The following is a 25042-nucleotide window of genomic DNA, read 5'->3' on the forward strand; positions in this document are numbered from 1 at the left end:
ATACGCCGTGAAATCGACGATGTGTATGGTGAAGGCGCCGATCTGCGCCTTCCCTACGGTATCGCCCTGCTGCAGCGCGGCAAGCATGCCGGGCGCTTGGCTATACCGAGCGCGCACGCGAGCTTTTCGCGCGCGTGGGATCCACGGCTGCTTGCTCAAATCGATCAGCTCATCGCTGACCCCGCCGGGGCGCCTCAGCCTCAACGCGCCCCGCCGACACAACCGAGCCAACATCTGTCACGCTTCCCGACGGCCTCGCGGCCCGCCTCGTGGCCGCCGGCGCCACCGACGAAGCAAGCCTACGCCGCGCCCTCGACGCCGACGGCAGCTTCGCGAAGAGTTCGAGGCATTCCTGGCAGCGCATCACGAGCAGCGCGCGCAATCGCCTGAACAAACTGCTCCAGGCGTTCATCGCCGTCGGCAATCAGGATGCTCTAGCCGGCTTCTGGCAATCACTACCGCCGGAGCTAGAGAGGCAGCTTTACCGCATTGTCGAAGCTCCTGAATCCGCCAGGCCGAGCAATCGGGCAACCGCGATCTGGCCGAAGGACTGCGCCAGCGCCTCGATGGATTAAGATTGGCTGCGCTCGGGCCAAATGTCGCGCGTTGCAGGTGCAGCGCGCTTTTGAACGCTACCGGCGAAACGCCTGGGCGCCGCCGAACAATCCGACGATGTACCCAGCTGGCAGGCCGCCGCCGAAGTCGGCGCGGCCCTGCTCGCGACGCCAGAGTTCGCTGCGACCCTGGCGTCGGGTGGGATGACCTGCGCGCGTACCTCGCCGACACTTATAACCGCCTGGGCAATGCCCACGGAGACGCCAACGACAAAGCGGCAGCCCTGGCAGCCTTTGAGCAAGCCATCGCTTCAGCCCGATGTTGCAATGTGGCGCCGCAACCGCGCAGGTACGCTGATCGACCTGGGCAAAGAACTCAACATGGCCGAGGCCAGAAATCGCCGCCGCACGCCACGCCCGGGCGAGGCGCCGCGCGGACGAGCTTGATGCCGCGCCAACCCAGGCCCGTGCAATGCCTGCAAGCACCGAGCCACCGGGCAGCGCACCAGCAACCTCGTAATCAATACTCATGGACGGTACGGATTTCGGCAGCGCCCACGAAGAGCGCAAAGGCGCACACAAACAAACCGCGCGCACCCGCCGAGCGACATCCCCCGCGCGGCGACTTGCATTCCCCGCGCCACGACTTGCACTCCATGCCCGCCGAGCGTAACCTCCCCGCGGCGACTTACGTCCCGCGCCCGCGACTGGCACTCCGCTCTTGCCGGCGGTATCCTTCGCCGGCGGGCTGCATTCCCCGCGCGGCGACACTTTCCGCATACCCGCGAAACGACATCCACGCGCAATAACTAGCATTCTTGTTGTGATGCCTGCCCGGCGAAGCCGGGCGAACCATCACACAAAGAAATTCGGGAGCGGCTTCGCCGCCCGCGAACCCCCGCAATACAGCACGTGTTCAGCCCAAGGAAGAAATTCGCAGGCGGCGATGCCGCCACCAAACCCCCGGCAACGTGCAAGTGATCAGGCGAAGAGCGTTGGCCATAACCGCAGGCGCGATGTAGCGCGCGCGTAGATCGGCGGCGAACAGCGCACGCCAGGTTCTCCCGTATAATCAGGCAATGTCTACTCAACCACATCCCGCGCCCGCGGCGACCTCGCCCGCCACGATGCGCCGGAACTTCCGCCTTGGCGTTGCCAACGGCGTGCTCTTTACGCTTGGCGAGGCGATGCTGAGCGCGAACGTGGTGCTGGCGCTGCTGGTGCGCGAGCTTGGCGGCTCGCTGGTGCTGGTGGGGCTGCTGCCGGCGCTGCAGACCGGCGGCTACCTGCTGCCGCAGCTGCTGGTCGGCGGGCGCATTCAGGGCATGGCCGCTAAGCTGCCGCTGTACCGGCGCGCGGCCGTGGCGCGTGTGGTGGCTTACCTGGTGCTGCTGGCGGCCATCTTCGGCGCCGACATGTTTTCGCCCAGCGTCAGCCTGTGGCTGATTGTCGCCAGCTTCAGCATCTTCAACCTGGGCGGCGGCACCTCGACGCTGGCGTTTCAAGACGTTGTGGCGAAAGTGATACCACCCCGGCAGCGCGGCAGCTTCTTCGGCACGCGCCAGCTGCTCGGCGGCCTGCTCACCTTTCTGATCGTCGGGCCGCTGGCGCGCTGGCTGCTGAACGACAACGCCCCGCTCGGCTTTCCGAATAACTACGGCGTGCTGGCGACGCTCGGCCTGCTGGGGATCGGCAGCGGGCTGCTGTCGTTCGCGCTGATCGACGAGCCGGTGCAGGCCCAGCCGGGCGCGCGGCTGCGGGTGATCGAGGGGCTGCGGCGCGCGCCGGCGATTATTCGCGAGCACGCCAACTACCGCTGGTTTATTATCTCGCGCATCCTGACGCGCGTAGGCCAGATCGCCGAGCCGTTCTATATGGTCTACGCCACCGAGGCGCTGGGGCTGCCGACGAGCGCCGCCGGGCTGTTTCTGGCGGTGCGCGCCATCACCGGCGCGCTCTCGAACTTGCTGTGGGGCCGCGTGAGCGACCGCAGCGGCAACCGCAGGCTGGTGGTGCTGAGCGGAATGTTGCTGGTGCTGCCGCCGGTGCTCGCGCTGGCCGGGCCGATCGTAGCCACGCGGCTGGGGATGGGCAGCGGCGGGCTTATGCTGGCGATCGGGCTGGTGTTTCTGGCGAGCGGCGCGGCCAACGACGGCAGCAACATGGCCGCAAACACCTACCTGCTCGAGATCGCGCCCGACGACGAGCGCCCGACGTATATGGGGCTGGCGAATACGCTGCTGGGCGCGGCGACGTTTGTGCCGGTGCTGGGCGGCTGGCTGGTCGAGCGCGCCGGCTTCTTCGCCACCTTCACGGTGGGGCTGGTATTCGCGCTGCTGGGGCTGCTGGCGTCGTCGCGGCTGGGCCAGGGCGACGCAGAGCGCTAGCCCACCTGGTGCCAGGCCGCGCTACTTGCCGCCGCCGGCGACCTCGGTGGTATCCTGGGTGAGCCGGTTGGCCAGCAGGATCGGCAGAAACGTCGCGGCGATCACAAACACCGCCACCACGTTTGTCACCGGGCGGTTGCGCGGGCGCACCAGCTGGCTGAGAATCCAGATCGGCAGCGTTTCTTGCTGGCCGGCGGTAAACGTGGTGACGATCACCTCGTCGAACGAGAGTGCGAACGCCAGCATGCCGCCGGCAAGCAGCGCGGTAGCAATGTTTGGCAACACCACGTAGCGAAATGTCTGAAAGCTGGTGGCGCCCAGATCCATCGACGCCTCGATCTGCGAGGCCGAAGTGCGGCGGAAGCGCGCCAGCACATTGTTGTACACTACTACCACGCAGAAGGTCGCATGGCCGAGCACGATCGTCCAGAAGCTGAACGGCAGCGCGGCCAGGCTCATGGCCGAGCGCAGCGCGATGCCGGTGACAATGCCGGGCAGCGCCAGCGGCAGCAGCAGCAGAAACGAGATCGCCTCGCGGCCGAAGAACGCGCTGCGGTACACCGCCATCGCGGCCAGCGTGCCGAGTACAAGCGCCACCGTGGTGGAGACGGCCGCCACGCGCAGCGAGAGGCTGATCGCCTGCCACACGTCGTCGCGCGCCCAGGCCACGCCAAACCAGCGCAGCGTCAGGCCCGGCGGCGGGAAGGTGAACGTCGCGTCTTCGGTGCTGAAGGCGTACAGAATAATGATCAGGAATGGCACGTACAGAAACGCCAGCACGCAGGCAGTGGCGAGCTTGAGCAGCAGCGGCGCGCGGGGCTGGGTTGCCTGTGCACTCACGCGTAATCTCCTCTATAGCGCATCGAACGCGCCAAGCCTGCGCGCGCCGATCAGGTACAGCGCCATGATCACCATCGGCACAACCGTGAACGCCGCGGCCAGCGGGATGTTGCCGGCGGTGCCCTGCTGCTGCTGCACGGCCTGGCCGATGAATAGGCTCGAGTTGCCAAACGTGCCGGGGATGATGAAGTCGCCGAGCGTGAGCGAGAAGGTGAAGATCGAGCCGGCGACCACGCCGGGGAACGCCAGCGGCAAAATCACATTGCGGAAGGTCGCGGCCGGCCGCGCCCCCAGGTCGCTCGAGGCCTCGACGAGCGAGCGCGGCACGCGCTCAAGCGCCGCGACGATCGGCAGGATCATGTACGGCAGCCAGACGTACAGAAACGCCAGGAACATGCCGATCGCAGAGACCGACAGCGAAGGCCCGCCGATCGCGGGGATGCTCAGCAGCCCATCGATCAGCCCGCCAAGCCCGAGACGCGCGAAGAACCAGGTGAGGATGCCTTCTTTGGCGAGGATGAGCTTCCAGGCGTAGATCCGCACCAGGTAGCTCGACCACAGCGGCATTGTCACGGCCAGGTACAGCAGCGCCCTGGCGCGCGGGGTCGCGTAGCGCGCCATGTAGAATGCCAGCGGGAAGGCCAGCAGCGCCGCAGCCAGCGTCACAAGCGCGGCCATGCTGGCGGTGCGCGCGGCGATATCGAGATTCGCGCGCGTCAGCAGGTCGGCGTAGGTGGCAAGCGTGAAACGACGCACCACCTGGCCGGTGAAGCCGTCGAGGTGAAAGAAGCTCTGGGTCAGCAGCGCGAACAGCGACCCGAGATACACCAGGCCAAGCCACAGCAGCGGCGGGGCGAGCAGCAGCGCCAGCGCGAGGCGCGGCCGGCGGTAGAGGTAGGTTGCCATGCGGCGGCCGGGCGCCGCGCCGCCCGCTTGTGATGGTTGCGCTACGCTTTCTGCCACGGCACGTCGCTCCTTCGAGTATGCTAGCCGTCCTTCCGGCCCAGCAGCGCGCGCAGGCGCGCAACCTCGGCCTCGGCGGCACTGGCGCGGGCGGATTGTTCGGCGGCGCGAGCCTCGGCGGCAAGGCGCGCCTCGGTTTCGGCCAGCAGCCGGATCTCGGCCTCGTGGCGTGCGGCCTCGGCGGCGCGGCGCGCCAGTACTTCTTCATCGGAGATCGGCAGCCGCTCGCCGGTGGCGGCGTTATACAGGCGCAGCGCCTGATCCTCGGCGCGCAGCTCGAGGCCCAGCACTGCGCAGCGCAGCGGAAAGGTATCGATCGGCGCGTACGCGCCATTCGCCAGGCGGTAGCCTTGCAAGCGCGGCGCCAAGTAATCGCCGTATGGGTCGAACAAAAAGTACTCCTGCACGCCAAGGCGGGCATACAGCGCAGGCTTGATATCGCGGTCGGCGGCGCTGGTCTTCTTCGACGTGATCTCGATCACCACGGCGGGCACGCGCCCATCCTCGGCCCACACCTTGTAGGTGCGGCGGCGGCGCTGCTCGGCGCCAAGGATCACAAACACATCCGGCGCGACAACCGCGCGCGGGTTGCCTTCTTCAAAGTACACAAACAGGTTGCCGGCAACATACGCCTGGACATTCGCCAGAAACCACTTGAGCGCAAAGATCAGGTCGGTCATCAAGTCGCGGTGCAGGTCGGTTTCGCCGATCGGCTTGCCATCGCTTTCGGGGTAGTGCAGGTTGCGGGCGGGCGCTGGTATGCTGCTCATCGGCAATGCCTTTACACGCTACAATTTCGCCTGGCAGAGGCAGGTAGCGCCATTATACATCGCGCCGGCGCGGCATGCTCAGCCAATGCGCTGGGTGTGCTGGCGCGGCCACAGCAGCCGAACCGGCCGGCCGTAGGCGGCGCGCGCGTCGACGGCGCCGCCGTCGAGGTTTTGCGCAACCACCGTCAGCTCGCCGCCGCCGTCAAGCTCCACCTGGTAGCGCGTGTGCATCCCCAGGTACACGACATCGCGGATGTGCCCGGCGGCGGCGAACATATCGCCCGGCACCGGCGCGCCCGGCTCGGCCATGCGGATCTTCTCGGGGCGGATGGCGAAGGCGTGCTCATCGCCGGTGATCGCCGCCGCCGCCGCGCCGCGCACAATGTTCGAGATGCCGACGAAGCCGGCCACAAACGCGCTGGCGGGGTGCTCGTACACCTCCGAGGGCGCGCCGAGCTGCTCGATCGTGCCGTGGTTAAACACGGCGATCCGATCGCTCATCGTCAGCGCCTCCTCCTGGTCGTGCGTGACATACACAAACGTAATGCCGACCTGCTGCTGGATCGCCTTCAGCTCGATCTGCATCTGCTGGCGCAGCTTAAGATCCAGCGCGCCGAGCGGCTCGTCGAGCAGCAGCACGCGCGGCTGGTTCACCAGCGCGCGCGCCAGCGCCACGCGCTGGCGCTGGCCGCCCGAGAGCTGGGCGGGCCGGCGCCGCGCCAGCCCAGGCAGGCGCACCAGCTCGAGCATCGCCTCGGCGCGCTTTTCGCGCTCGGCCCTCGGCACCTTTTTGATCATCAGGCCGTAGGCCACATTCTCGCCGACCGTCATATGCGGGAACAGCGCGTAGTCCTGAAACACCGTGTTGACATCGCGCTCGTAGGGTGGCAGGCCGGCCGCCTCGGCGCCGTGCAGCTGGATGCTGCCGCTGGTCGGCTGCTCGAAGCCGGCGATCAGGCGCAGGCAGGTCGTCTTTCCCGAGCCCGATGGGCCGAGCATGGTGAAGAACTCGCCGTCGCGAATATCGAGGCTCACGTCGTCGACCGCGCGCACATCGCCGAAGTGGCGGCTGACGTGGCTAAATGCGACTGCTGGCAGAGTACCTTGTGACACGAATAGTTCCTTGTCGTGCTGAACAAAGCTTCGCTTTCGCGATGCGGTAGGCAGCGAGATGGTTCGCTTCGCTCACCATGACAATGATAGGACTTACGCAGTTGCGCTGTTCGGCTTCCCGAAGCTGTGCAAGGTGCCTGCGGCAGCATGGTACTTTGTGATCATCGTGTGTACGTTTTTCCGCGCTGCGCGCGGAAAAACGTACACATCCAAAAGGAAAGTACCGCTCTGCCGAAGGCTGAGCACGCCAGCTGCGTTTGTCCTAAAGGTATCGTCTTGCAAGCTTGGCGCGACGCGCTACGTCTTGATCATGACGTGCTTGGTGACCTGGTAGTCGCCCACCGCCTCGGCGGACATATCCTTGCCGAAGCCGGATTGCTTGAAGCCGCCGTGCGGGCCTTCCGACGCCAGCGGCAGGTGGTCGTTGATCCAGACGGTGCCGAACTCGAGGCGGCTGGCCAGGCTCATCGCCCGGCCGATATCGCTCGTCCACAGCGAGGCGGCCAGGCCGTACGGCACATCGTTGCCAAGGCGCAGCGCGTCGTCGTCGCCCTCGAACGGGCTGACGGTGAGCACCGGGCCGAACACCTCGCTCTGGATGATCTCGGCGTCCTGCGCTGCGCCGGCCACCACCGTCGGCTCGTAGTAGAAGCCCGCGCGCCAGCGGCCGGGCACGCCGCCGCCGGTGAGCACGCGCGCGCCAGCGGCGCGGGCGCGATCGACAAAGCCGCTGACGCGCTCGCGCTGCGCGGCCGAGATCAGCGGCCCCATCTCGGTGTCGTCGTCGAACGGCGCGCCAAGCTTCACCGCGCGCATCGCCTCGACCAGCGCCTCCTGTACCTGGCCGAGGCGCGCGCTGGAGGCGTACACCCGCGTGGCGGCGGTGCAGTCCTGGCCGGTGTTCATGGTGGCGGCGAAGGCCGCCTTGCCGGCCACCAGCTCGACATCGGCGTCGTCGAAGACGATAAACGGTGCCTTGCCGCCCAGCTCAAGGTGCACGCGCTTGAGCGTATCGGCGGCGGTGCGCATCACCTGCTTGCCGGTGTTTGTCGAGCCGGTGAGGCTGACCATGCGCACGTCGGGGTGTTCGACCAGCGCCTGGCCCGCGTCGTTGCCGCCGGTGATCACATTGACGACGCCGTCGGGAAAGCCGGCCTGCTTGGTCAGCTCGGCGAGCATCAGCGTCGTGACCGGCGTGCCAGGCGCGGGCTTGAGCACAACCGTGCAGCCGGCGGCGAGCGCCGGGCCGATCTTCCAGATCGCCATCATCAGCGGGTAGTTCCACGGCGCGATCTGGCCGACGACGCCGACCGGCTCGCGGCGGAACATGCTGGTGTAGCCGGCGGCCAGCTCGCCGGCGCGGGCGCCGTGGGTATCGCGCGCGGCCGCCGCGAAGAAGCGCAGGTTATCGATCGCGAACGGAATATCGCCGCCGAGGCTGAGGAACTTGTAGGGCTTGCCGGTATTCTCGGACTCGGCGCGGGCGAACTCCTCGGCGTTGGCCTCGAGCAGGTCGGCCAGCTTCCAGAGGATCTTCGAGCGCTCGCCGGGCGTCAGCCGCGACCAGCGGCCGTCGTAGAAGGCTGTGCGCGCGGCCTGCACCGCCCGGTCGACATCGGCCGGGCCGGCGCTGGCAACCTCGGCGTACTGCGCGCCGGTGGCGGGGTTCACAACCGGCATACGCGCGGCGCCATCCGACCACGCGCCATCGATCCAGAGCTGTGGCTGCATACATACCCTCACAGGCACGATGGCAAGGTGGCAAGACGACAGGGCGGCATTCCAGCGACATGCTGAAGCCAGTCGTCTTGCCAGCCAGCCATAGCGTCATCTTCCGCCGATCACCGCGATATAGCTGGTAACCCACTCGTAGTACGGCACGCAATCCTGCTTGCCGTCGCCGCAATCGGCCACGGGCGTGCGCCAGAAAGCGATCTTATCGAAGTTATCGAAGCCATTCGTCGAGCAGCCGGTGTCGGTGAGCAGCGCATTGCCCTTGCACGCGTCGGGCACCGACGGCACCGAGCCGAACCAGGCCGCAAGGTCACCCTGGAGCTTGGGGTCGAGCGAGTGTTCGAGCCACTTATACGCGCAGTTGGGGTGCGGGGCATTGGCGGCCATCATGGTGGTATCGGCCCAGCCGGTGGCGCCCTCTTTCGGCACCACGCTGGCGATCGGCTGCTTGTTGGCCTGCAGCAAGTTCACCTGGTAGGGCCACGAGCTCGAGGCGGCGACGCCCTCTTTGGTGAAATCGTCGACCTGCACGCCGGCGTCGTGCCAGTAGCGGCCGACCAGCTGGCGCTGGCCGCGCAGCAGCTCGATCACGGCGTTGAACTGGTCGCGGCTGAGCGCGTACGGATCCTTGATGCCAAGCGCGGGCTTGGTGGCCTTGAGGTACAGCGCGGCGTCGGCGATATAGATCGGGCCATCGTAGGCCTGCACGCGGCCCTTGTTGCTCTTGCCGTCGGGCAGCGTGATCTCTTCGAACACTACCTTCCAGCTATCGGGGGCCTGGCCCTTGAACGCCTCGGTGTTGTAGGCCAGCACATTCGGCCCCCACTGGTAGGGCACGCCATAGTGCTTGCCGCCGACGGTATGCCAGGGCGCATCCTGCAGGCGCTTATCGACCTTCGCCCAGCTGGGGATGAGCGCGGTATTGACCTCCTGCACGCGCCCGCCGGTCACCAGGCGCAGGCTGGCATCGCCCGAGGCAGTGACGAGATCGAAGCCGCCGTCGTTCATGAGCGCCACCATCTCGTCGGAGGTTGCGGCGGTCTTCACCGAGACCTTGCAGCCGGTGTCCTTCTCGAAACCAGTGACCCAATCGTAGTTCTTATCGCTGTCGCCGCGCTCGATGTAGCCGGGCCAGGCCACGATCGACACCGCGCCCTCGCCCTCGCCGATCTTCTGGAGTGGGCCACCCGCCGCCGAACCGCCGCTTGCCGCCGGGGCCGCCGGCGCGCCGCCGCAGCCAGCCAGAACAAACAGCACCACCATCGCCGCTGCGACCAGAGAAACAGGCGTTTGCTTCATCCGACCCTCCATGCTGTGCGAGCTATGCAAAAGTCTGCGCCATTGCAGGCAGTACCACTTGTTGTTGTGCGAATCAGCGGTCGGGCCGACGACAGCCACGACGCGCGCATGCAGCTTTGGCGAGGTTTCCGGGGTTCGGCGATTATAGGCGGCGGGGCGCGATCTTGTCAAATGCCACAGGCTAGGCGGTCGCCTCCGATATGGGCTTGTTCTGCCTGCGGCAGCATGGTACCTCGCTTTCTTTTGTGCTGAGATTTTGGCGCTTTGCGCCAAAATCTCAGCACCATCCATGAAAAAGTACCGCTCTGCCGAAGGCAAAAAACACGCACCGCGTAAATCTTGCCAACTCACACGGGCCACGCGGCGCGATCATCCATTTCGGGTGATGCGCGCTCACCCGGCCGCGCGCTAGAGTCACGGCATAAGCAGATCAAGAGCAGACCAAGAAAGGAAGGCACAATGCAAAGGTTCATCGGCGAGCACGACCAGCCGGCCGCCAAAAAGCGCGCGCTCGGGCTGATCTTCATGATCATGCTGCTGGACATCATCGGCCTCACCATCATCATCCCGGTGGCGCCGTTTATCGTGCAGCGCTTCAGCTCCGACGCATTCATGGTCACGGCGCTCACCGGCATCTACGCCGCCGCGCAGTTTCTAGCCGCGCCGGCGATCGGCAAGATCAGCGACCGCGTCGGGCGGCGGCCGGTGCTGCTGGTGTGCGTATTTGGCTCGGCGATCGGCTACTTCATCTTCGGCGTGGGCGGCGCGCTGTGGGTGCTGCTGCTCGCGCGCGTGATCGACGGCATCTCGGGCGGCAATATGTCGACGGCCGGGGCATATATCGCCGACATCTCGACGCCCGAAGAGCGCCCGGCCAACTTCGGGCTGATCGGCATGGCCTTCGGGCTAGGCTTTATCGTCGGGCCGGCGCTTGGCGGCGCGCTGAGCCAGATCAGCATCGACGCGCCGGCGTTCGCGGCTGGCGTGCTGGCGCTGGCGAGCGTGGCGCTGATCTACGCCTGGCTGCCCGAGTCGCTGCCGCCAGCGCGGCGCCAGGCTGCGCCAATGCGCGCGGCCGACTTCAACCCGCTTGGCGCGATCGCCGAGATAGCGCGCAAGCCAGGCGTAGCGACACTGCTGCTGGCCACGTGCGTCTTCGCCTTCGCCTTCGACGGCATGAATAGCGCGCTGAGCGTCTACCTGGCCAGCCAGTTCGCGGCGCAGCCCTGGCAGATCGGCGCGCTGTTCGTGGTGTCGGGCCTCGTCACCGCAGTGATGCAGGCCGCGCTGGTGCCGCGCGTGGTGGCGCGCATGGGCGAGCGGCGCATGGCCGTAGTGAGCCAGATCGGCCTGAGCCTGGGCGCCCTGGTGATCGCGCTGGCGCCAGCGCTGTGGTGGCTGTACCCGAACGTCGTGCTGATCAGCGGCGTGGGCGGCTTTGTGTGGGCCACCACCGGGTCGCTGCTGGCCGGCAAGGTGCGCCAGCACGAGCAAGGCCAGCTGGCCGGCGTGAGCACCGCGCTGCAAAGCCTGATGACCGCGTGCGGGCCGCTGGCGGCCGGCCTGATCTACGACAGCGTGGCCCCGAGCGCGCCATTCTGGCTCAGCGCGGCGCTGTTTCTGCTGGCCGGCGCGCTGCTGCTGCGCGTGCGCGTGCCGGCCACGCGCGAGGCCGCCGGCGCGGCCCAGAGCGCGTAGCCACTCGCGGCGCGGCACGTTTCGCGCTACACTACCGCTATGAACGACCTGCTCTACACTAAACTGGCCCTGCCGCAGCCGGGCGCTCCGCTGGTTCGGCGCCCCCGGCTGCTGGCGCGGCTCGACGCCGGGTTCGCGCGCAGGCTGACCCTCGTGGCCGCGCCGGCCGGCTATGGCAAAAGCACGCTGGTGGCCGAGTGGCTCGCCGCCCGGCAGCAGCCGGCAGGGGCGCCCGTGCAGGCAGCCTGGCTCACGCTCGACGCGGGCGACAACGACACCGGCCGCTTCTGGGGCTACCTGGTTGCTGCGTGCCAGCGGCTGCACCCGCGCGCGCTGGACGCAGCCGCCGCGCTGCTGCCAGGCCCGCAGCCGCTGCAGATCGAGCCGCTGCTCACCGCGCTGCTGAACGGCCTGATCGGCCTGCCTGGCCGCAGCGTGCTGGTGCTCGAGGATTACCACACGATCAGCGCGCCCGAGATCCACGCCACGCTGGCGTTTCTGATCGAGCGACTGCCCGCGACGCTGCACCTGCTGATCATGACCCGCGACGAGCCGCCGCTGCCACTGGCGCGGCTGCGCGCCGGCGGCGACCTGAGCGAGCTGCGCGCGGGCGACCTGCGCTTCACGCCCGCCGAGATCCGCACGCTGCTCCAGCAGGCGCTGGCCGCGCCGCTGCCGCCCGAGCTGCTGGGGCAGATCGCCGAGCGCACGGAAGGCTGGCCGGCCGGGCTATGCCTAGCGACGCTGGCGATCGCACAGGGCGCCGCGCCACACGAGGCCGCGCGCGCGCTGGCGGCGCTCGCAGGCAGCCACCAGCATATCGCGGCGTACTTCGCGGCCGAGGTGCTCGCCGCCCAGCCCGAGCAGCTCCAGCGCTTTCTGCTGGCCACCAGCGTGCTCGATCGGCTGTCGGGCGAGCTATGCGACGCCGTAGCCGGCGGCGAGGCCGGGCAGGCCACGCTCGAGGCGATCGAGCGCGCAAACCTGTTCCTCACCCCGCTCGACGGCGAGCGACGCTGGTTCCGCTACCACGCGCTGTTCGCCGAGGCGATGCGCCAGCAGGCGCTGGCACGCTTTGGCGCCGCGCATGTACGCGAGCTGCACGCGCGCGCCAGCCGCTGGTACGCCGCGCAGGGGCTGCTGGCCGACGCCACCGAGGCGGCGCTGGCCGCGCACGACTTCGAGGCCGCAGCCGGGCTGATCGACCAGCTGAGCGAGCTGGGGCAGATGCGCTTCGAGGTGTACACGCTGCGGCGCTGGGCCGAGCAGCTCCCGCCCGCGGTGCTCGCGCGCCACCCGGCCGTGTGCCTGGCCTACGCCGCCGCGCTCCTGTTCAGCGAAGACCGCGCCGCGCCGGCCACGCTCCGGCTGATCGAGGGGCCGCTGGAGCTGGCCGAGCGCGGCTGGATGCGCGCCGGCGACGAGCGCAGGCTCGGCACGGCCCTGGCGCTGCGCGCCCTGGCGATCTGGTGGCAGGGCCAGCGCCGGCAGAGCGGGCGCGTGGCCCGGCGCGCGCTGGCGCTGCTGCCCGCCGGCGAGCACCACTGGCGCAGCATCGCCGTGATGCAGGTGAGCCTCGACGAGCTCGATCACGGCCAGCTGCGCGCCGCCGAGGAGCAGCTTCTCGAGGCGCGGGCGCTGTTTGAAGCCAGCGCCAACGGCTACGGCGTGCGCGCCGCCACGCTGACTCTGGCCGAGATCGCGATCCAGCGCGGCGAGCTCGACCAGGCCGGCGCGATCTACGCACAGGTGCTGGCCGAAGCCGCCGACGACCCGATCGACCAGGGCCACGCGCTGATCGGGCGCGCCGGGCTGGCCTACCTGCGCGACGACCTGCGCGCCGCCGAGGCCGATCTGGCGCGCGCGCTGGCGCTAGCCGAGCAGTGCGTCACCTCCGACGGCAGCCGCATGACCGACGCGGCGCTGTTCATACCCGCATCGCTGCTGCGCGCGCGCGCCTCGATCGCGCGCGGCGCCTGGCCCGAAGCCCAGCCGCTGCTGGGTTTGCTGGCCGGCCGCGCCCTGCAGCACCCCGACCCCCAGCTGCGCCGCGCGGTGCAGGCCGCCCAGGCCGAGCTGGCGCTCGCGCTGGGCGACATGGTCGCGGTGCAGCGCTGGGCAAACGCCGCCGCCCAGCCCGGCGACGACGTCGCGCGGTTCGAGCAAGAGCGCGAGGCGCTGATCGTGGCGCGCTGGCTGATCGCCCAGGGTGAGCAGACCGCGGCGGTACGCGCGATCGAGCACTGGCTGGCCGATGCGCGGGCCGCCGGGCGCGGCCTGAGCGAGATCGCGCTGCTGGCGCTGCTCGCACTGGCACAGGCCGGCAGCCACCCCCACGAGGCGGCCGAGGCGCTGCGGCTGGCGCTGGTGCGGGCACAGGCATCGGGCGCATGGCGCGTGTTCCTCGACCACGGCGCGCCGATGGCGGCGCTGCTGGCTGGCGCCGCGCGCAGCCTGGCCGCATCCGACCCGGCGCGCGCACTGGCCGAGCGCCTGCTGGCGCGCTTCCCGAGCGCCCCCGCGAATGCTGCGCCACCGCGCGCCCTGCCCGGCGCGCTCGATACCCTGGCCGAGCCGCTGAGCCCGCAGGAGCAGCGCGTGCTGCGCCTGCTGGGCGCCGGGCTCTCGAACCCCGAGATCGCCGACGAGCTGGTCGTCTCGGTCAATACCGTCAAAACACACGTCCAGAGCATTTACCGCAAGTTAGGCGTCAATAGCCGCCGCGAGGCGCGCGCGCTAACCCGCGCACCGCGCGACACACGATAAGGACAAACCCATGAGATCCGAGCACCCTGCAACCACGCCGGCGTCGCCCGCGCGCGATCTGTCTGCGCCGCTTGGCACGGCCACGCGCGGCCAGCTGACCTTTGCGCGCGGCGTGTCGCTGCTGACGCTCGGTGCCGCTCAGGCGCCAGGCACGCTGTTTCAGGCGCACTTCGAAGGGCCTGTGCCGCACGTCGATGCCGCCGACGGCGCCGTCACCATCCGCTACGCGCGGCTGTCGCTGGCGGAGTGGGCCAGGTACGCACTGCTGTGGGGCCAGCACGCCAGCACAATCGCGCTCGCCGCCGCGCTGCCCTGGCAGATCACAATCAACGGCGGCGCCACCCGGCTCGGCGCCGACCTGCGCGCGCTGCGCCTGAGCGGGCTGACGATCGCGGGCGGCGTCAGCGAGGCCACGCTCGAGCTGGCCGCGCCGCGCGGCGTTGTGGCCATCCGCGTCGCCGGCGGGGCCAACCGGCTGACCCTGCGCCTGCCTGCGCGCTGCGCCGCGCAGCTGGTTGTGCGCCACAGCGCCAGCCAGCTGGCATTCGACGAACAGCACTACGGCGCGGTCGGCGGCACCATGCGGATCGCGAGCCCCGGCGCCGCGCAGGCGCCCGATCGCTATGAGGTCGAGGTGGCCGGCGGCGCCAACGAGCTGACGATCGACCGCTGGTGACGCGCGGCGCCTAGCGCTGCGTGAAGCCGTCGCCGTGCTGGATGAGCTCGATCCGGTTGCCAAACGGGTCGCTGGCATAGCAGCGCCGCACGTCGGGCAGCGTAGCATCGGGCAGCACCGCCACGCCAGCCGCCACCAGCTCGCGCTGGCAGGCCGCGAGATCGCGCACCAGCAGCGCGGGGTGGGCCTTGCGCTGCGGCGCGAACTCGGCCTCGACGCCCAGGTGAATCTGGGTGCCCGGCGCCTCAAACCAGCACCCGCCCCGCGCCGCCAGCGGCGCGGGTTTCGCCACTTCGCGCAGGCCAAGCACGCCGCCGTAGAACGCGCGCGCCTCGGCCTCGCGCCCGGCCGGCATCGCCAGCTGGATATGATCAAGCCCAACGATCTCCATGGTCGTTCCTTATCGTGTACAATCAGCCGGTAGCACAGGTGACTGCCCGATTGTACACAAGGAGCATCCCCATGGCAACCCTCGCAAGCGCCGCCGAGCAGCTCGAGGCCACGCGCGCCGAGCTGCTGAGCCTGCTGGCCAGCCTCGACGAGGCCGCGCTCGACCAGCCCGGCAGGGTCGATGGCTGGTCGATCAAAAATGTGCTGGCCCACCTGGCCGCCTGGGAGGAATGGGTGGTGCAGGTGCTGCCGCAGCGCATGGCCAGCGGCACAACGCCGGACAACTTTCGCGAGCGCGCCACAAACGAGGACCGCTTCAACGCGCTTGAGGTAGCCGAGCGCGCCGAGCTGACTCCCGGCGAGCAGCTGATGGAGCTTGAGCGCGTGCGCGCCGAGCTGCTGAGCTATGTGCGCAGCCTGCCAGCGGCCGAGGCACAGCGCCGCAACCCCTGGCCCGAGTGGCCCGGCACCCTGCCCGAGTACCTGCTCGAAGCGCTGCGCGACCACGAGGCCGAGCACCTTGGCACGCTGCGGGCCGCCCTGGCCGCGCGCGAATAGGCCCAAAGACCGATTGCAAATTTGTGCTATATCGGGCACCATGCCCGAGTGCATAGCGCCCAATCATAGATGGTAGTAGAGGAACAATGGCCGTCGCACGCCGTGAGTTTACCGTCGCCGATGCCTACGCCTACGATCACCGCACGCCGGTGCGCTGGATCATCTCGCATGTTCTGCGCTACCCCTGGCTGCCGATCGGCATCCTGCTCGGCAATATCTTCAACGTCTCGCTCTACAATATCGGCTCGATCCTGATCGGCCGCGCGTTCGACATTGCCGCCCGCCCCGGCTCGCAGCTGAGCGACCTGCTGTGGATCGCCCTGGCGGTGCTGGCGGTGCGCGGCGGCTACGGCCTGCTCGACCTCGGGCGCGTCTCGATGGTCGAGACGCTGGCGCAGCGGCTCGAGCGCGACTCGCGCGAGGAGCTGTACATCAGCCTGCTGGGCAAAAGCCAGACATTCCACAACCGCCAGCAGGTCGGCGATATCATGGCGCGCGCCACCAACGACGTGCAGCAGCTCAACCTGATGATCAGCCCCGGCGCCGCGCTGATCGGGGAGTCGGTGTTCTTCGTGATCATCCCGCTGATCGGTATCGCCACCGTGCGCGCCGAGCTGCTGGCGGTGCCGCTGGTGTTTCTGGTGGGGCTCGTTCTGGCCATCCGCGGCTATAGCCGCGCCCTCAGCCCGGTGTCGGGCGCGCTGCGCGGCCAGTTTGGCGCCATGAACGCGCGCCTGGCCGAGGCGATCGCGGGCATCGAGGTGGTGAAGGGCTACGCCCAGGAGCCTGAGGAGCGCCGCCGCTTCACGCTCAGCGCCGGCGGCTACCGCGACCTGTTCGTGCAAGAGGGCCGCATCAAGGCGCGCTACCTGCCGCTGCTGCTGTTCGGCATCGCCTACGGCCTGAGCTTTGGCCACGCGCTGCTGCTGTTCATGAGCGGCACGATCACGATCGGCCAGGTGGTGGCGTTCATGGGCCTGCTGTCCATCCTGCGCTTCCCGACGTTCATCTCGCTGTTCAGCTTCTCGCTGGTGCAGCTGGGCATCGCCGGCGCCGAGCGCATCCTGGCGCTGATCAAAGAGGAGGCCGAGCTCGACGAGAATGCCGGCGGCAGCGCCCAGCCGATTAGGGGCGCGATTGAGTTCAAGAGCGTGAGCTTTGGCTATAGCGACGAAAGACCAAATACGAAAGACCAAACAGCTTCTGTCGACGACGCTGCATCGAACATGGAAACACCCGCTTTGACCCTTCGTCCTTCGTCCTCCGTGCTTACTGCTCACGAGGAAGACCGAAGACCAAAGACGAAAGACGAAAGCGCTTCAATGAGCGACGCTGCATCGAACATGGAAACACCCGCTTTGACCCTTCGTCCTTCGTCCTCGGTTCTTAACAATATCAGCTTCACCGCCAGCCCCGGCGAAACGATCGCGATCGTCGGGCAGACCGGCAGCGGCAAAACGACGCTCACCAAGCTGGTGAATCGCACCTACGACGCGTCGGGCGGGCAGGTGCTGATCGACGGCGTCGACGTGCGCGCGTGGAGCCTGCAGTCGCTGCGCTCGCAGATCTCGACGATCGAGCAGGATATCTTCCTGTTCTCGCGCTCGATCGCCGAAAACATCGGCTTTGGCGCGGCAGGCAGCGCTACCCGCGAGCAGATCGAGCAGGCCGCGCGCGAGGCCCAGGCGCACGACTTCATTATGCAGATGCCCGAGGGCTACGATACGGTGATTGGCGAGCGCGGCGTGACGCTCTCGGGCGGCCAGCGCCAGCGCATCGCGATCGCGCGCGCGTTCCTCACCAACCCGCGCATCCTGATCCTCGACGACTCGACCAGCGCGATCGACAGCGCCACCGAAGACCTGATCCAGCAGGCCATGCGCCGCATCCAGCAAGGCCGCACCACCCTGCTGATCACCCACCGGATCTCGCAGATCCGCTGGGCCGACCGCATCCTGGTGCTGCGGCGTGGCCGGCTGGTGGCCCAGGGCACCCACGACGAGCTGATTGCCTCCAGCGAGGCCTACCGCCGAATCTTCGCGCACTACGAGCGCGCCAAGCCCGCCGCACCTCAGCCGGCCGATCACGATGGAGCATAGAGAATGACCGACCAGAACGCCCTCGAACGCCACCTTGCCCTGGAAGGCAGCTACAACATCCGCGATGTGGGCGGCTACATCACCGCCGATGGCCAGCGCGTGCGCTGGCGCCGGCTGCTGCGCTCCGATAGCCTTCACGCGCTGACGCCCGCCGGCCAGCAGGCGCTGCGCGGCCACGGCCTGCGCACGATCATCGACCTGCGCCGGCCCTCCGAGGCCAGCCAGAGGCCAAATGTGTTCGCCGCCGCCAGCGGGATGATCTATCGCAACCTGCCACTATTCGACGACGAGGCCGCGCCAACGATCGACGCGCCGGCCGATACGCTCGAAGAGCTCTACACCCGCTACGTCGACGGCTGCCAGCCCCAGCTGCGCGCGATCCTGGCGACGATCGCCGGCGCCGCCACCGCGCCCCTGCTGGTGCACTGCGCCGTCGGCAAGGACCGCACCGGCCTGGTGATCGCGCTGACGCTCGGCGCGCTGGGGGTCGAGCCTGCAACCATCGCCGACGACTACGCGCTGAGCCACGCCCGCCTCGCGCCGCTGTTCGCGCTCGAGCGGCCGTCGGTCGCCGCCGAAAACCACGCGCGCTACGACCGCATGGTGCAGTCGCCGCGCGAAACCATGCTGCACGTGCTGGCGCATATCGGCGCGCACTACGGCGGCCTGAGCCAGTACATCGCCACGCTCGGCGTCAGCGCCGAGCAGGTAGCGCTCCTGCGCGAGCACCTGCTCGAAAGCGCCTGACCCACGCCGCTCTGCCGAGGCCGCCGGCAAACGCATAAGGGATACGCTCTATGGGATTTGTGCTCGACGGCCTCGAGGCCGAAGACTACGACCGCAACTACCGCGACAGCGCGCTGGTGCGCCGCATCGGCACGTACTTCCGCCCGCACACCCGCACCATGGCGATCGTCGCCGGTATGGTCGCGCTCGGCACCCTGGCCGAAACGATCATCCCGGTGATCATCTCGCGCGGCATCGACGCGCTGGCCGGCAACCCCGCCACCCAGCTGGCGCTCGCGCTCGGCGGCGCCGTGCTGGTGCTCGGCTCGCTCGGCTGGTTCTTCAACTTCATCCGCCAGACGCTGGCCGCGCGCGTGGTGGGCAACGTGGTGCTGAAGCTGCGCGAAGACGCATTCGCGGCGGTGATCGAGCGCGACATGTCGTTCTACGACCGGTTCTCTTCGGGCAAGATCGTCAGCCGCGTGACATCCGACACCCAGGATTTCTCGAACGTGGTCACGCTGACGATCGACCTGATCAGCCAGTTCCTGCTGGTGCTGATCATCACGATCGTGCTGTTCACGATCAACGTGAGCCTGGCCCTGCTGGTGCTGGCCGTCACACCGGTGGTGTTCGCCGCCGCGCTCAGCTTTCGCCGGATCGCGCGCTGGAGCACCCAGCGCGGCCAGCGCGCCACCGCCGAAGTCAACGCCGCCATCCAAGAGACGGTGAGCGGTATTGCGGTGGCCAAGAGCTTCCGCCAGGAGGCGGCGATCTACGACGATTTCCGCAAGACCAACGCGCTGGCCTACCGCGTGCGGCTGCTGCGCGGCCTGGTGCTCAACACGATCTTCCCAACGCTCGATATTATCAGCGGCGTGGTCACGACGCTGGTGGTGTACTACGGCGGCCGGCGCGTGCTCGGCGGCACGCTCACCAGCGGCGAGTGGTACCTGTTCGTGCAGACGCTGAATATTTTTCTGTACCCGCTCACCAGCATCGCCTCGTTCTGGAGCCAGTTCCAGCAGGGCCTCTCGGCCAGCGAGCGCGTGTTCGCGCTGATCGACGCCGAGCCGAGGGTCGTGCAGACCGACGCGGTCGCGCTGCCGCGGCTGCGCGGCGAGATCGCCTTCGAGCACGTTTCGTTCAGCTACGGCGACCCATCAAAGCAGAACGACCAAGCCGGCGAAGGCACGATCGCACACGCGACCGACATCGACGATCATCATTCATCCTTCGTCCTCAGAGGCTTCGACCTGCACATTCGCCCGGGCGAAACACTGGCGATTGTCGGGCATACGGGCGCGGGGAAATCGAGCCTGGCGCGGCTGATCACGCGCTTCTACGAGTTTCAGGGCGGGCGCATCCTGATCGACGGCCGCGACATCCGCACGCTCAGCCTGGCCCAGTACCGAGGCCAGCTTGGGCTGGTGCCGCAGGTGCCGTTTCTGTTCTCGGGCAGCGTCGCCGAGAATATCCGCTACGGCCGCCCCAACGCCAGCGACGCCGACGTGGCCCAGGCCGCCCACAAGCTCGGCGGCGGCGAGTGGATCGACGACCTGCCGCGCGGCCTCGAAACCGATGTGGGCGAGCGCGGCGCGCGGCTCTCGCTCGGCCAGCGCCAGCTGGTGGCGCTCGCGCGCGTGCTGCTGCAGGATCCGTCGATCTTCATCCTCGACGAGGCTACCGCCAGCATCGACCCGTTCACCGAGGCGCAGATCCAGGAGGGCCTCGACATGATCATGCGCCAGCGCACCAGCATAATCATCGCCCACCGGCTCTCGACCGTGCGCGCCGCCGATCGGATCATCGTGATGCAGGCCGGGCGGATCATCGAGCAGGGCAGCCACGACGAGCTGCTGGCGCGCGGCGGCCACTACGCCGAGCTGTACAACGCCTACTTCCGCCACCAGAGCCTCGAGTACATCGAGCAGGTCGGCGCGTTCGGCCATGAGCGCGCTCCGGCCCGCTAGCCGCCGCGCCCCGTGAAAGAAAAAGCGGTATGAGCGAAGCCGATGTCATTCAGGCGCATCAGAGCGGCCCCGTCACCACGGCGTCGCTGATCGCCGACCTTCGGGCGCTGGGCGTGCAGCCGGGCATGACCCTGCTGGTGCACTCGTCGCTCAGCCGGCTCGGCTGGGTCTGCGGCGGGCCGGTTGCGGTGATCCTGGCGCTCCAAAACCTGCTCGGCGCCGAGGGCACGCTGGTGATGCCGACGCACAGCTCCGACCTCTCGAATCCCGGTGTGTGGCAGAACCCGCCCGTGCCCGAAGCCTGGTGGGAGCCGATCCGCGCGGCCATGCCGGCCTACGACCCCGACCTGACGCCGACGCGCCAGATGGGCGCGATCGCCGAGACCTTCCGCAAGGGCGCGGGGGTGCTGCGCAGCGCCCACCCGAGCGACTCGTTCGCCGCCTGGGGCCGCCATGCCGCGCCGATCACCGGCGGCCACGCGCTCAGCAACGGCCTGGGCGAAACCTCGCCGCTCGCGCGGATCTACGATCTGGGCGGCCACGTGCTGCTGCTCGGCGTCGGGCACGGCAACAACACCTCGCTGCACCTGGCCGAATACCGCGCGAACTTCTTCGGCAAAGGCCCCGAGACCCGCCACGCCCCGGTGATGCTGGATGGCCGGCGCCAGTGGGCCGCCTACGACGATATCGTGTTCGACTCCGACGACTTCCCGGCGATCGGCGGCGACTTCGCCCGCGACACCGGCCTGGTGCGCCAGGGCAGCGTCGGCGCCGCCACGGCCCTGCTTATGCCCCAGCGCGCGCTGATCGACTACGCCGTGCCCTGGATGGAAGCGAACCGGTAGAAGTCGCACAGGTCGCGCAGCGGGCACGCCGCGCAGGCCGGGCGCTGGGCGTGGCACACCTGCCGGCCGTGCCTGATCATGGCGATGTGAAAGGTGTAGATCTGCTCGGGCGCCAGCGCGGCCTCAAGCTGTTCATGCGCCAGCTCGGCGCTCACGCGCGGGCCGATCAGCCCTAGCCGCCCGGCTACACGGTGCACGTGCGTGTCGACTGGCAGCGCCGGCCGGCCAAGCGCGAACAGCAGCACGCATGCCGCCGTCTTCGGCCCAATCCCGTCGAGCGCGGTCAGCCAGCGCTTGGCCTCGGGCAGCGGCAGGCCGGCCAGGAAGTCGAGCCGCAGCTCGCCCCGCCGCCGCACGATCTCGCGGAGCGTCCGCTTGATCCGCGGCGCCTTCATGCGGCCTAGCCCGGCCGGCTTGATCGCCTCGTAGATCTCGTCCTCTGACGCATCCAGCAGCTCTTCCCAATGTGGGTATAGTGCCCGCAGCCGCTCGTAAGCCCGGCCGCTGTTCAGATCGGTCGTGCTCTGCGAGAGGATCGTGGCCACCAGCTCGCCCACCGGGTCGTCGCCGGGCGGCCGCACCAGAAAGCCATACACATCGCGCAGCCGCGCGTACACCGCCTGCACTCGCTCGGCCATATATCGCTTACTCCTGCGCGCCGCGCACAGGCCCCGTTTGCCCGCCGCCGGCGCGTATGGCGCAATTATAGCCACTCCGTTTGATCACGTTCCTTTTGTTTCTGCGATGCCGAGCGAGGCCGCGCAGTGCATCGCAGAAACAAACATGACTGACGCAGTTGGCGTGCTCAGCCTTCGGCAGAATTGTATGCGATTTTTCCGCGCGGAGCGTGAAAAAATCGTATGCAGAAGATGGAGAAAGACCATGCTGCCGCAGGCTCAAACTCGCCGACTGAGGAAGCCAAAGAGCGTACGTGCGTAGCTCCTATTAGCATTCCATGGCCGATCGCGCCGCCGCCAGGTTGCCAGAATGCCGGTTTCGTGCTAGGGTATGGCAGCCGCCGCTAGCCCCCGAGGAGCCACCGATGGAGAACAGCGTGAACGCGAAGCTCGAGCTGGGGCTTGAGCGCCTGGCCAAAGCCGGCCACGACCCCGACCTGCTGGGCGGCGCGCTGCAAAGCATCCATGGTGCCCTCGAAGACGCGTTTCGCGCGCAGCTCGCCGCCGACACGCACGTGCCCGAAGGCCAGCGCGCCGATTATGTCGACCCAAAGAAAGTCCAGTGGAAAGACCTGCTCGACGCGATGATGCTGTACCGCGACCTGAGCCAGGCCGATCGCGACGTGATCTGGCGCACCAACAGCGTACGCACGCGCGTGGCCCACGGCGGGCGCTACACCGGCTCGCGCGCCGATCTCGAACGCTACGCCGAGCTAGTGCAGCGGCTGTGCGGCTATACGCCGCCCGCGCCAGCTGCCACGCCCACACCCGCTCCGGCGCGGCCCGCGCGGCCAGCCAGCCCCGCCGGCGCGGCGCGGCGCGCCGGCCCAGCGGCACCCGAGATCCCGCGCGCCGTGCGGCCGCGCCAGGCCGCAGCCAAGCCCGCGCGCTCGCGGCTCAATTGGATGGCCATCCTGGCGGCAACCACGCTGCTGGTGATTATCGCGATCGCGGCAATCGCCCGCAACACCACGGCGTCGCGCGCGCCTGCGCCCGCCGCCACACCCGCCGCCAGCCCGGCCGGCTCCACGCCTGCGCCAACCGCCGCGCCAACCGCCACCGCCGCGCCGCGCGCCGCCACCGTGCGCGCCGAGGATGGCCTGAACATCCGCGCCGACCACTCCATTCAGGCAGCGGTGCTGCTGGCCGTGGCCAACGGCACGCGCATCACGCTGATCGGCGGGCCAGTCGAGGCCGAAGGCCACACCTGGTGGCAAGTCGACATGAACGGCCGCCAGGGCTGGTGCGACGACCAGTTCCTGCAGCTCGACGCCGCGCCATGAGCGAGCCAACCGCGCCCAGCCTGCTCTACCCGCCGGGCGGCGCCCGCGCCCCATCTGGCCATCCGGCGCCCAGCGAGGCCGACCTTGGCCTGGCCTCGATTGCTCGTGCGCTCGACTACGACGGCCGCCACAGCCGCTTTGTCGCTGCGGTGCTGGCCGAGCTGAACACCGACCCGGCGACGATCCGCTTCCGCCAGGACGTGCTGGCCGATCTGCTTGCCAACCCCGATCTCGCGGCGCGCTGCGCTGCGCTGCTGCCGCAGCTGGCCGAGCTGGCAAACGCCGGCCGCCCCAGCCACTGGAGCGACCCCATCCCGCTGGTGCAGGTCGGCGCGCGGCTGGCCGAGCTCGACGCCTACCTCACCTGCGTCGACGGCCTGGCCCTGGCGCTCGCCGCCGAGAGCGCGAAGCTCGCTTCGGCCGGCCTGCTGGCGCTCCGCGATTACCTGGAAACCGCCCGCGCCACGCCCGAGTACCGGCGCCTCGCCGCCGAGCTGCCGAACCTGCGCGCCCAGCTCGATCAGGCCGGCAGCGTCACGCTCGGCATCAATCTCGACGGCCAGCTGCGCCCCGAGTCGGCTACGGTGGTGTCGATCAACGCGCAGCGCTTCGGCGGCAAAGCTACGCTGATCGAGCGTCTGTTTGGCGAGCGTGCCGCCGCCGACGCTATTCGCGGCATCACCGCGCTCTATAAGGCCGAAGAGGGCCGCCAGCGCGCGCCTGAGCACGAGCTATTTCGCGATCTGTCGCGCCTGCTCGAGCGCGTGGCCGCGCCGATCGCCGACGCGCTTGGCAACTACGCGCGCATCAACGGCGCTGGCCTGGCCGCGCTCGCGCCCGAGCTTGCGTTCTACCTCGGCGCCGCCCGGCTTGCCAGCGAGCTGAGCGCTGCCGGGCTACCGCTCTGCCGGCCGATGATCGCGCCAGCCGCCGAGCGCGCCTGCACGATCGACGAGCTATATAGCCTCGACCTTGCGCTGCGGCTGCGTCTGGCCGAAGGCGACACCGCTATGCGCCAGAAGGTCGTGCCGAACCGCGCCTGGTTCGGCGAGCATGCCAGCGTCTTCCTTCTCACCGGGCCGAACAGCGGCGGCAAAACCACCTACGTTCGCGCGGTGGGCCAGGCGCACGTGCTGGCCCAGGCCGGGCTGCTGGTGCCGGGTCGCAGCGCGCGCATCAGCCCGATCGACGCCTGCTACACCCACTTCGCCGCGCCCGAGCGCGCCGACATTAGCGGCGGGCGCCTGGCCGAAGAGCTCGACCGCCTGGCACGTATCTTTCAGCAGGCTGGCCCGCAAAGCCTGGTGCTGCTGAACGAGCCGCTCGCCAGCACCGACCACGGCGCGGCACGGGCACTCTGCCGCGATATTCTGGCCGGTCTGCTGCTGCTGGGCGCCCGCGCAATCTTCGTCACTCATCTGTACGAGCTGGTCGACGATGCGCTCGACGGCGAGGCGGCCGCGCCAGGCGTGGCAAGCCTTGTAGCTGGCGTCGGCGCACCGCCCGCAGGCAGCGAAACGCCCGCGCCAAATTATCATATCGCGCCCGGCCGGCCGCAGCCCGCTGGCTACGCCGCCGAGCTAGCCCGCCGCCACGGCCTCGGCCGCGCCCAGATCGCCGCCACATTGCGCCAGCGTGGGCTTATTAGCGGCGAAAACAGCTAGTCATACGCTGTTCGCTTGATCACGTAT

Annotated in this window: 20 protein-coding genes; 12 read left to right on the top strand and 8 right to left on the bottom strand. The window is 68.9% G+C overall.

Annotation, left to right across the window (positions count from 1 at the left end):
* The first annotated feature begins 269 nt into the window (after positions 1-269).
* Together U0177_RS19960 and U0177_RS19965 are read left to right on the top strand one after the other, a co-directional pair.
* A complete protein-coding gene (locus tag U0177_RS19960; protein WP_409572422.1) occupies positions 270-575 on the top strand; it encodes a hypothetical protein in 306 nt (101 codons plus the stop codon).
* 1058 nt (positions 576-1633) lie between these two features.
* A complete protein-coding gene (locus U0177_RS19965) occupies positions 1634-2941 on the top strand; it encodes an MFS transporter (protein ID WP_409572423.1) in 1308 nt (435 codons plus the stop codon).
* Between the two features lie 21 nt (positions 2942-2962).
* Here U0177_RS19965 and U0177_RS19970 read toward each other — a convergent pair whose 3' ends face one another.
* From U0177_RS19970 to U0177_RS19995, 6 genes are all read right to left on the bottom strand, one after another.
* Complete coding sequence (locus tag U0177_RS19970; protein ID WP_409572424.1) at positions 2963-3781, bottom strand: ABC transporter permease; 819 nt, start codon at positions 3779-3781, stop codon at positions 2963-2965.
* Positions 3782-3793: 12 nt separating this feature from the next.
* The gene (locus tag U0177_RS19975) at positions 3794-4687 is read right to left on the bottom strand and encodes an ABC transporter permease (RefSeq protein WP_409572446.1); all 894 of its coding nucleotides are present in this window, start codon (positions 4685-4687) and stop codon (positions 3794-3796) included.
* An 80-nt stretch (positions 4688-4767) separates the two neighbouring features.
* Positions 4768-5514, bottom strand: a complete 747-nt coding sequence (locus U0177_RS19980; protein ID WP_409572425.1) for a Uma2 family endonuclease — start codon at positions 5512-5514, stop codon at positions 4768-4770.
* 78 nt (positions 5515-5592) lie between these two features.
* Positions 5593-6627, bottom strand: a complete 1035-nt coding sequence (locus U0177_RS19985) for an ABC transporter ATP-binding protein (protein WP_409572426.1) — start codon at positions 6625-6627, stop codon at positions 5593-5595.
* Between the two features lie 297 nt (positions 6628-6924).
* Positions 6925-8358: a gamma-aminobutyraldehyde dehydrogenase gene (locus U0177_RS19990; RefSeq protein ID WP_409572427.1), complete on the bottom strand. Its 1434-nt coding sequence runs from the start codon at positions 8356-8358 to the stop codon at positions 6925-6927.
* 96 nt (positions 8359-8454) lie between these two features.
* Positions 8455-9660 carry an ABC transporter substrate-binding protein gene (locus U0177_RS19995; RefSeq protein WP_409572428.1) on the bottom strand — a complete coding sequence of 402 codons (1206 nt, stop codon included), beginning with the start codon at positions 9658-9660 and terminating at the stop codon, positions 8455-8457.
* A gap of 459 nt (positions 9661-10119) precedes the next feature.
* On the opposite strand from U0177_RS19995, the gene U0177_RS20000 reads away from it, so the two are divergent.
* From U0177_RS20000 to U0177_RS20010, 3 genes are read left to right on the top strand one after another with little or no spacing between them, the layout of a single operon-like run.
* Entirely contained in the window at positions 10120-11358 is a 1239-nt protein-coding gene (locus U0177_RS20000; RefSeq protein WP_409572429.1) for an MFS transporter, read from the top strand.
* Between the two features lie 39 nt (positions 11359-11397).
* Positions 11398-14124: a LuxR C-terminal-related transcriptional regulator gene (locus U0177_RS20005; RefSeq protein ID WP_409572430.1), complete on the top strand. Its 2727-nt coding sequence runs from the start codon at positions 11398-11400 to the stop codon at positions 14122-14124.
* A gap of 10 nt (positions 14125-14134) precedes the next feature.
* Positions 14135-14800 carry a hypothetical protein gene (locus tag U0177_RS20010; protein WP_409572431.1) on the top strand — a complete coding sequence of 222 codons (666 nt, stop codon included), beginning with the start codon at positions 14135-14137 and terminating at the stop codon, positions 14798-14800.
* Positions 14801-14810: 10 nt separating this feature from the next.
* Here the strand turns inward: U0177_RS20010 and U0177_RS20015 are convergent, their stop codons facing one another.
* On the bottom strand, positions 14811-15191 hold the full coding sequence (locus U0177_RS20015; protein WP_409572432.1) for a VOC family protein: 381 nt from the start codon (positions 15189-15191) through the stop codon (positions 14811-14813).
* A 71-nt stretch (positions 15192-15262) separates the two neighbouring features.
* Between U0177_RS20015 and U0177_RS20020 the strand changes: the two genes are divergently transcribed.
* The 5 genes from U0177_RS20020 to U0177_RS20040 all read left to right on the top strand — a co-directional run bounded on the left by U0177_RS20020 (position 15263) and on the right by U0177_RS20040 (position 21391).
* Positions 15263-15748 (top strand): DinB family protein, encoded by a 486-nt coding sequence (locus tag U0177_RS20020; protein WP_409572433.1) that lies wholly within the window; start codon positions 15263-15265, stop codon positions 15746-15748.
* Between the two features lie 86 nt (positions 15749-15834).
* A complete protein-coding gene (locus U0177_RS20025; protein ID WP_409572434.1) occupies positions 15835-17847 on the top strand; it encodes an ABC transporter ATP-binding protein in 2013 nt (670 codons plus the stop codon).
* 3 nt (positions 17848-17850) lie between these two features.
* The gene (locus tag U0177_RS20030; RefSeq protein WP_409572435.1) at positions 17851-18594 is read left to right on the top strand and encodes a tyrosine-protein phosphatase; all 744 of its coding nucleotides are present in this window, start codon (positions 17851-17853) and stop codon (positions 18592-18594) included.
* A gap of 50 nt (positions 18595-18644) precedes the next feature.
* Positions 18645-20546, top strand: a complete 1902-nt coding sequence (locus tag U0177_RS20035; protein ID WP_409572436.1) for an ABC transporter ATP-binding protein — start codon at positions 18645-18647, stop codon at positions 20544-20546.
* A gap of 29 nt (positions 20547-20575) precedes the next feature.
* Positions 20576-21391: an aminoglycoside N(3)-acetyltransferase gene (locus tag U0177_RS20040; protein WP_409572437.1), complete on the top strand. Its 816-nt coding sequence runs from the start codon at positions 20576-20578 to the stop codon at positions 21389-21391.
* Here the strand turns inward: U0177_RS20040 and nth are convergent.
* On the bottom strand, positions 21358-22029 hold the full coding sequence (nth, locus tag U0177_RS20045; protein WP_409572438.1) for an endonuclease III domain-containing protein: 672 nt from the start codon (positions 22027-22029) through the stop codon (positions 21358-21360). The two genes, U0177_RS20040 and nth, sit on opposite strands and share 34 nt — an antisense overlap.
* Before the next feature lie 404 nt (positions 22030-22433).
* Between nth and U0177_RS20050 the strand changes: the two genes are divergently transcribed.
* Both U0177_RS20050 and U0177_RS20055 read left to right on the top strand, forming a co-directional pair.
* Complete coding sequence (locus tag U0177_RS20050; RefSeq protein WP_409572439.1) at positions 22434-23351, top strand: SH3 domain-containing protein; 918 nt, start codon at positions 22434-22436, stop codon at positions 23349-23351.
* The gene (locus U0177_RS20055) at positions 23348-25015 is read left to right on the top strand and encodes a MutS-related protein (RefSeq protein ID WP_409572440.1); all 1668 of its coding nucleotides are present in this window, start codon (positions 23348-23350) and stop codon (positions 25013-25015) included. The genes U0177_RS20050 and U0177_RS20055 overlap by 4 nt, the downstream gene beginning before the upstream one ends.
* Positions 25016-25042 lie beyond the last annotated feature (27 nt).

It is taken from the genome of Kouleothrix sp. (assembly GCF_046328425.1).
Lineage (GTDB): Bacteria > Chloroflexota > Chloroflexia > Chloroflexales > Roseiflexaceae > Kouleothrix.

Excerpts from the sequence above, each read along its gene's own strand:
- U0177_RS19965 (WP_409572423.1), top strand. The coding sequence starts at position 1,634 with ATGTCTACTCAACCACATCCCGCGCCCGCGGCGACCTCGCCCGCCACG.
- U0177_RS19975 (WP_409572446.1), bottom strand. The coding sequence starts at position 4,687 with ATGGCAACCTACCTCTACCGCCGGCCGCGCCTCGCGCTGGCGCTGCTG.
- U0177_RS19980 (WP_409572425.1), bottom strand. The coding sequence starts at position 5,514 with ATGAGCAGCATACCAGCGCCCGCCCGCAACCTGCACTACCCCGAAAGC.
- U0177_RS19990 (WP_409572427.1), bottom strand. The coding sequence starts at position 8,358 with ATGCAGCCACAGCTCTGGATCGATGGCGCGTGGTCGGATGGCGCCGCG.
- U0177_RS19995 (WP_409572428.1), bottom strand. The coding sequence starts at position 9,660 with ATGAAGCAAACGCCTGTTTCTCTGGTCGCAGCGGCGATGGTGGTGCTG.
- U0177_RS20000 (WP_409572429.1), top strand. The coding sequence starts at position 10,120 with ATGCAAAGGTTCATCGGCGAGCACGACCAGCCGGCCGCCAAAAAGCGC.
- U0177_RS20005 (WP_409572430.1), top strand. The coding sequence starts at position 11,398 with ATGAACGACCTGCTCTACACTAAACTGGCCCTGCCGCAGCCGGGCGCT.
- U0177_RS20010 (WP_409572431.1), top strand. The coding sequence starts at position 14,135 with ATGAGATCCGAGCACCCTGCAACCACGCCGGCGTCGCCCGCGCGCGAT.
- U0177_RS20015 (WP_409572432.1), bottom strand. The coding sequence starts at position 15,191 with ATGGAGATCGTTGGGCTTGATCATATCCAGCTGGCGATGCCGGCCGGG.
- U0177_RS20020 (WP_409572433.1), top strand. The coding sequence starts at position 15,263 with ATGGCAACCCTCGCAAGCGCCGCCGAGCAGCTCGAGGCCACGCGCGCC.
- U0177_RS20025 (WP_409572434.1), top strand. The coding sequence starts at position 15,835 with ATGGCCGTCGCACGCCGTGAGTTTACCGTCGCCGATGCCTACGCCTAC.
- U0177_RS20030 (WP_409572435.1), top strand. The coding sequence starts at position 17,851 with ATGACCGACCAGAACGCCCTCGAACGCCACCTTGCCCTGGAAGGCAGC.
- U0177_RS20035 (WP_409572436.1), top strand. The coding sequence starts at position 18,645 with ATGGGATTTGTGCTCGACGGCCTCGAGGCCGAAGACTACGACCGCAAC.
- U0177_RS20040 (WP_409572437.1), top strand. The coding sequence starts at position 20,576 with ATGAGCGAAGCCGATGTCATTCAGGCGCATCAGAGCGGCCCCGTCACC.
- nth (WP_409572438.1), bottom strand. The coding sequence starts at position 22,029 with ATGGCCGAGCGAGTGCAGGCGGTGTACGCGCGGCTGCGCGATGTGTAT.
- U0177_RS20050 (WP_409572439.1), top strand. The coding sequence starts at position 22,434 with ATGGAGAACAGCGTGAACGCGAAGCTCGAGCTGGGGCTTGAGCGCCTG.
- U0177_RS20055 (WP_409572440.1), top strand. The coding sequence starts at position 23,348 with ATGAGCGAGCCAACCGCGCCCAGCCTGCTCTACCCGCCGGGCGGCGCC.